Source organism: Micromonospora sp. NPDC007271, from assembly GCF_040634005.1.
Classification (GTDB): domain Bacteria; phylum Actinomycetota; class Actinomycetes; order Mycobacteriales; family Micromonosporaceae; genus Micromonospora.
Window position 1 is genome coordinate 21,482 of the sequence record NZ_JBEYER010000090.1, and the last position, 6,588, is coordinate 28,069.

7 protein-coding genes are annotated in these 6,588 nt (G+C 73.3%); 6 read left to right on the forward strand and 1 reads right to left on the reverse strand.

The annotated features are described in order from the left end of the window. Nucleotides 1-10: 10 nt before the first annotated feature. On the reverse strand, nucleotides 11-928 hold the full coding sequence (locus ABZ570_RS26350; protein ID WP_358069012.1) for a hydroxymethylglutaryl-CoA lyase: 918 nt from the start codon (nucleotides 926-928) through the stop codon (nucleotides 11-13). 127 nt (nucleotides 929-1,055) lie between these two features. On the opposite strand from ABZ570_RS26350, the gene ABZ570_RS26355 reads away from it, so the two are divergent. From ABZ570_RS26355 to ABZ570_RS26380, 6 genes are all read left to right on the forward strand, one after another. Continuing rightward, nucleotides 1,056-1,592, forward strand: a complete 537-nt coding sequence (locus ABZ570_RS26355) for a SigE family RNA polymerase sigma factor (RefSeq protein WP_358069015.1) — start codon at nucleotides 1,056-1,058, stop codon at nucleotides 1,590-1,592. Beyond that, entirely contained in the window at nucleotides 1,589-2,860 is a 1,272-nt protein-coding gene (locus ABZ570_RS26360; RefSeq protein WP_358069018.1) for a sialidase family protein, read from the forward strand. Before ABZ570_RS26355 ends, ABZ570_RS26360 begins: the two co-directional genes overlap by 4 nt. 68 nt (nucleotides 2,861-2,928) lie before the next feature. Beyond that, complete coding sequence (locus ABZ570_RS26365; RefSeq protein ID WP_358069021.1) at nucleotides 2,929-3,546, forward strand: hypothetical protein; 618 nt, start codon at nucleotides 2,929-2,931, stop codon at nucleotides 3,544-3,546. 8 nt (nucleotides 3,547-3,554) lie between these two features. After that, the gene (locus ABZ570_RS26370) at nucleotides 3,555-4,664 is read left to right on the forward strand and encodes a peptidoglycan-binding domain-containing protein (RefSeq protein WP_358069023.1); all 1,110 of its coding nucleotides are present in this window, start codon (nucleotides 3,555-3,557) and stop codon (nucleotides 4,662-4,664) included. Then, nucleotides 4,661-5,356 (forward strand): ABC transporter ATP-binding protein, encoded by a 696-nt coding sequence (locus tag ABZ570_RS26375; RefSeq protein ID WP_358069026.1) that lies wholly within the window; start codon nucleotides 4,661-4,663, stop codon nucleotides 5,354-5,356. The genes ABZ570_RS26370 and ABZ570_RS26375 overlap by 4 nt, the downstream gene beginning before the upstream one ends. Continuing rightward, nucleotides 5,353-6,588: ABC transporter permease (locus ABZ570_RS26380; RefSeq protein ID WP_358069029.1), on the forward strand; the 1,236-nt coding region annotated here is incomplete at its 3' end. The genes ABZ570_RS26375 and ABZ570_RS26380, both read left to right, overlap by 4 nt.

A 6,588-nucleotide genomic window follows, 5' to 3' on the forward strand; every position in this document is an offset into this window, starting at 1 on the left:
GTCGGATCTGTCAGGAGGGAAGCGGGGTGAGGCGGGTGCGGGGGCCGGCGCGGAGGACCCCGGAGGGCAGCTTCTTGCCGACCAGTTCCTCGGCCAGCTCCGCCGCCTCGATCAGGGCGTCCAGGTCGATCCCGGTGTCGATGCCCATGTCGTGCAGCATGTGCACGGCCTCCTCGGTGGCCAGGTTGCCGCTGGCCCCCGGGGCGTACGGGCAGCCGCCGAGGCCGCCGACGCTCGCGTCGAACTCGGTGACGCCCAACTCCAGGGCGGTGAGCAGGTTGGCCAGGGCGGTGCCCCGGGTGTTGTGGAAGTGCAGCAGCACCGGAATGTGCGCGTTGCGGTCGCGTACCGCGGTGATCAGCTCGCGGACCCGCCGGGGGGTACCCATGCCGGTGGTGTCGCCGAAGGCCACCCGGTCGGCGCCGTCCCGGACCACCCGGTCGACGATGCCGGCGACCCGCTGGGGGTCGACGTCGCCCTCGTACGGGCAACCGAAGCTGGTCGCGATGATCACCTCGGCCCGGGCGCCGGCGCCGTGCAGCAGGTCGATCAGCTCGGCGATGTCGTCCAGGGACTCCCCCGTGGAACGGTTCACGTTGCGCCGGTTGTGCGTGTCGCTGGCCGAGACCACCACCTCGATCTCGGTGAAGCCGGCCGCCAGGGCGCGCTGCGCGCCCCGGGTGTTCGGCACCAGGGCGGAGTAGCGCACGCCGTCGGCCTTGACGGCCCGCTGCCACACCTCGTCGGCGTCGGCCATCTGCGGGATCGCCTTCGGGTGCACGAAGGAGACGGCCTCGATCCGCGACACGCCGGTACGCGAGAGGGCGTCGAGCAGGCGCACCTTGGCGTCGGTCGGAATCGGATCCTCGTTCTGCAGCCCGTCCCTGGGTCCGACCTCACGGATCGACACGGAGTCCGGCAGTCCCATCGTCAGTCACCTCACTGTGACGCCAGTTCTGGATATGGCCAGGTGTTCTCTCAAGGTAAGCAGAAACTTCGTCCAGCCATGCAACCGGTCACGCCTCCCGTGTGCACCTATCGATGAAGGGAGCGGGATGCGGAGCGACGAGGACGAGAACCGGCGCCAGTTCAGCGAGTACTTCGCGGCCCGGCGCGAGGTGGTGCGGCGTACCGCGTACCTCATGTGCGGGGACTGGCACTGGGCCGACGACCTGGCCCAGGCCGCCTTCATTCGGCTCGCCGCGAGTTGGCATCGGATTCGCGACCCGCAGGCGCTGGATGCGTTCGTCCGGACCTGCCTGGTCCGGGCGTACCTGTCCGAGACCCGGCGGGTGTGGCGACGCCGCGAACGCGCGGTGGCCGAACCACCGGAACTGGCCGGCGACGACAGCATCGAGGCGGCGAACCGGCGCATGGTCTTCGTCCATGCGCTGCGTCAGGTGCCGCCCCGCCAGCGGGTGACCCTGATCTGCCGCTTCTATCAGGGGCTGGACGTCGCCGAGACGGCCGCCGCGCTCGGTTGCTCCGAGGGCACCGTCAAGAGCCAGACGGCACGCGGTCTCGACACGCTGCGCCGGGTCCTGGGCGACGCCGTTCCCGCCCTCGTCCCGGCTACAGGAGGACAGGTATGACGGGCCTGCATGAGCTTTTCGAGGAGGCGGTGGACTCGCCGTCGCCGCCGAGTCGCCTGACGGCGGAGGAGGTGTACGCGGCGGGCCGCCGCCGGCGGCGACGCCGGCTGGCCACGGCCACCTGCGCGAGCGCGGCAGCCCTCGCCACGATCGCTGCGGCAGCCGCCAGCCTGCTGGCTCCGGGAAAGCCCGTCGAGCGGCCACCGGTCGCCGGCCGGACCATTCCGGCTGTGGGCAGCGACCCGCACGTCGGGCAGCTGGTCCAGTGGGCTGGTGCCGCCGACGCCAACCACCTCTACCGGGCGTTCTCGACCTGCACCGGGCCACCGCCGTGCAGCAAGGCGCGCTTCCAGCTGACGGGCTCCGACGACGGCGGCCATACCTGGAGCGAACGAGGCACACCGAGGGAGATCCTGAACCTGGCGGTCCTCGACGCCGGGGCGCTGGTCGGGGTCGTGCCGCCGCAGGGCCAGGCGCACGGCGTCACCACGACCGTGATGACCAGCACGGATGGCGCTCGTACCTGGACCGCCGTCCAACCCGCTGCGGCTGTTCACGGGGTGCCGGACGGCAGCACCGCCATCTGCTGGCCGCAGGCGAGAGACGGGTCCTGCGCCCTGCAGGTGGTGAATCCCGGCCTCCACCAGATCGGGGCGCTGGCCGAACAACCGCCGCTGAAGGCGTATCCGCCGGATGAGCTGGTGATCAGGAAGTCGGGCGGTCGGCTCTGGGTGGGGGGCATCGATCCGGCAACGGGACGGCCCGCCGCCGCGACGAGCGCGGACTCCGGCCGTACCTGGTCCGTCCACGTCTTCGCGGACGCGCCGCCCTGCTCGTCCGAGGGCTGTCGGCCACCGTCGCTGGCGTCCGGGGGCGGGGCGACCGTGTACGCCGTGACCGAGGGCGGCAGCAAGCAGGCCATCTACCGCGGTACGGCCGGCGCGGGTCCGGGCGGCACCAGTTGGCAACGACTCACCATGGCCGAGCGCATTCCCCAACGCCGCGGCTTGGGCTCGTTCGTCGCCGGTGACGGCACCCATGTGCTCTACCAGCTCGTGGACGATCCCGACCAGAACACCGACGTCTACCGCTTCTGGGCGGCCCGCGCGGATGGCGGGTACGAGTCGGTCGAACTCACGGGCCTGCCTGCCAGTGCAGGTCCGATCCGCCGTACGCCGAACGGCTGGTTCTACGCGCTCAGCCACGCCGACGGTGGCCTGTACGGCTCCACCGACGGCTGGCACTGGTCGCCGGTGACCGGCAACTAGCCCACATCTCTCGCACAGGGCGTCCGGCGATGCCGTGCGCCCACGGTACTTCCAGAATGAGAGGAAAAATGATGATCTGTTCTGCCTGGTCCCCCCGCCGGCGGTCGTGGTCCGCCGGCGTCGCGGCGGCCACGGTGGTGGTCACGCTCGCGGGCTGCGGTGGGAACGAGCAGTCACCCGGGGTCGCCACCGCGGGCGGCCAGAGCGCTCAGCCATCCGCGTCGAGCAGCGGGGTCGTCGCCGAGTACGTGGCGGCCCAACGGCAGTGGGTCGGCTGCCTGCGCGAGCAGGGCTTCGAGCTGCCCGACCCCGACGCCCGGGGCCGGGTCGAGCTGCGTGGGCCGGGCGCGCCGAAGAAGACTTACCCCAGGTGGACGGAGGCCCAGATGGCCTGCTCGAAGTACAACGTGCCGGTGCCCGCGGAGCTGGAGGAGAAGCCGCCGCCGATGACCGAGGAGGAGATCAGGTACCAGCGGGCGTTTTCGAAGTGCATGCGCGAGAGCGGCGTCCCGGACTTCCCCGACCCGGAGCCCGACGGCTACTTCTCCCGGGACCGCGACGGCGACCCCGTCAAGAGCGAGGAGGCAGCGGCCGTCGAGTTCCGCGCCCGCCTGATGTGTGAACCGGTCCAGCACGGCCAGCCCAGGAGGATCGCTCCCGGCCCGCTCCCGAGCGCCAAGGGGTGAGCAACCCGATGGAGCCGACCACGGAGAGCCGCCGCCGGCCGGCGCGACGGCTCCGGGCCGTGGCCGTCGGCGGCCTGGTGCTGGCGACGCTCGCCCTGGCCGGAGCGGCGACCCTCGGCCTGGGCGGGCGGGACGGCAGGCAGCCGGCGGCGGCCCGCACCGCGCCCGCCGCGACCGCGCCGGTGACCCGGCAGACCCTGACCCGATCCGTGACCCTGGCCGGACAACTCAGCTACGGCGCACCCGTCCCGCTCACCTCGCTCGCCACGGGCACGGTGACCTGGCTGCCCAAGGTGGGAACGACGGTCCGGCGGGGCGAGGCGCTGCTGCGTTCCGACGAGCAGCCGGTGGTGCTGCTGTACGGCGAACTGCCGATGTACCGGCCGTTGACCGCCGACCTGCGGGGCGCCGACGTGCAGCAGTTCGAGCGCAACCTGGCCGCCCTCGGCTACCGGGGGTTCAACGTCGACGACTCCTTCTCGGCGAGCACCACGACCGCGGTGAAACGCTGGCAGAAGGACCTGGGGCTGCCGGAGACCGGCACCGTGGACCGGACGCAGGTGATCTACGCAGCCGGCGCGGTCCGCGTCGCACAGCGGCTGGTGCCCGTCGGCGCGAGCGCGACCGGCGCGGTCCTGGCGTACACCGGCGGCACCCGGGTCGTGACGGTTTCGGCGGGTGCCGGTGACACGAGCTGGGCGAAGAACGGCACCAAGGTCACCATCACCCTGCCAACCGGCGCCTCCGTCGCCGGTCGGGTCACCGTAGTGGCCGCGCCGACCGCGGCGACCGGCGCCCAGGGGCCGGCCGACGCTGAACGGCCCGGCACCGGCAACGCCGAGGTGCAGGTGACCATCGCCGTGGCCGACCAGCGCAAGCTGGGCCGCCTGACCGACAGCCCGGTCGACGTCCGGTACGTCGCGCAGCAGCGCAGGAACGTGCTCACCGTGCCGGTCGACGCGCTGCTCGCCCTGGCCGAGGGCGGCTACGGCGTGGAGGTCACCGGGCCCGGCGGCACCCGGATCGTGCCGGTGCGGGCGGGTCTCTTCGCCGACGGACGGGTCGAGGTGCAGGGCGACGGCCTGACCGAAGGGCTCCTGGTGGGGGTGCCGGAATGAGCGGCGACGTCATCGAGCTGGCGGGGGTGTCCCGGGTCCATCCGGGCGGAGTGGCCGCCCTGTCCGAGGTCGACCTGCGCATCGGGTACGGCGAACTGGTCGCCGTCCTCGGCCCCTCGGGCTCCGGCAAGTCGACCATGCTGCACCTGATGGGCACGCTGGACCAGCCGACGTCCGGCTCGGTACGCATCGACGGGCGCGACGTCTCGACCCTCACCGACCGGCAGTTGTCCGCCCTGCGTGCCCACCGGATCGGCTTCGTGTTCCAGCAGTTCCATCTGACCGCGGGCATGCCCGTGCTGGACAACGTGGCCGACGGGTTGCTCTACGCGGGCGTACCGCTGCGGCAGCGACGGCGGCGCGCGGAGGACGCGCTGCGCCGGGTCGGTCTCGGCCACCGGCTCGGCCACCGCCCCCATGAGCTGTCCGGCGGTGAGCGGCAGCGGGTTGCCATCGCCCGGGCGGTGGTCGGCGAACCGGCGGTACTGCTCGCCGACGAGCCGACCGGCAACCTCGACTCGGTCGCCGGGGCGTCCGTGCTGGCGCTGCTGCGCAGCCTGCACGAGCGGGGGACCACCGTCGTGGTCATCACCCACGACCAGCAGGTCGCCGCCGGCCTGGCCCGCCAGGTCGTGCTGCGGGACGGTCACGTCGTACACGATTCGGGCCGGGCCCCGGCGGTGCCGGCGTGACCGGCCGCGCCGGGCCCGGGAGGCTGCGGCCGGGCCGGCTCAGCCCGGCGGACGTCGTGCGGGTGGGCGGTGTCGGGCTGCTGACCCACCCACTGCGGGTCGTGCTCACCGCCCTGGGCATCGCCATCGGCATCGCGGCGATGCTGGCCGTGGTGGGCATCTCCACCTCCAGCCGGGCCGAGCTGAACCGAGCCCTGGACCGGCTCGGCACCAATCTGCTCACCGTGGCCCCGGGGAAGAACACGGCCGGCGACAAGGCGGTCCTGCCCGAAAGGACCGTGCCCATGATCGCCCGGATCGGGCCGGTCGAGTCGGTCAGCGCGACCGCCGCGCTGGATCAGGCCGTCTACCGGAACGACCTGGTGCCGCCCGGCCAGACGGGCAGCCTGTCGGTGCTCGCCGCACAGCCCGAGCTGCTCGGCACGGTGGGTGCGACCGTCAGCTCCGGTTCCTGGTTCACCGCCGCGACCGCGGCGTACCCGGCCGTCGTCCTCGGTGCCACCGCAGCCCGCCGGCTCGACGTGCCGAGGATCGGCTTCCGGGTGTGGCTGGGCGGCGAGTGGTTCACGGTGGTCGGCGTGCTCGCGCCCGTACCGCTGGCCGAGGAGCTGGACTCGGCCGCGCTGGTCGGTTGGCCCGCGGCCAGGACCTACCTGAAGTTCGACGGCCGGCCGACCCGGGTGTACGTCCGGAGCACCGAGAGTCAGGTCGCGGCGGTCCGCGCGGTACTGGGGCGGACCGCCAATCCGTCGGCCCCGGAGGAGGTGGTCGTGTCCCGCCCCTCGGACGCGCTGGCCGCCCGGCAGGCGACCGACACCGCGCTCAGCGGACTGCTGCTCGGCCTGGGTGCCGTCGCGCTCCTCGTCGGTGGCGTCGGCATCGCGAACACCATGGTCATCTCCGTCCTGCAACGCCGCACGGAGGTGGGGCTGCGGCGTGCGCTCGGAGCCACCCGGGGCCAGATCCGGCTTCAGTTCCTCGCCGAGGCGCTACTGCTCTCCGCCCTCGGCGGAGTCGGCGGCACCCTGCTCGGCGCGGGGATCACCGCGCTGTACGCGTACAGCCGGCAGTGGCCCACGGTGGTGCCGGCCTGGGCGATGGCCGGCGGCCTGGGCGCCACCCTGCTGGTCGGCACGGCCGCCGGTCTCTACCCGGCGATCCGCGCCAGTCGGCTGCCCCCGGGCCACGTCGGCGCGGGTGACCTCGCCGGGGTCGACGTGCCGGGCGAGGGT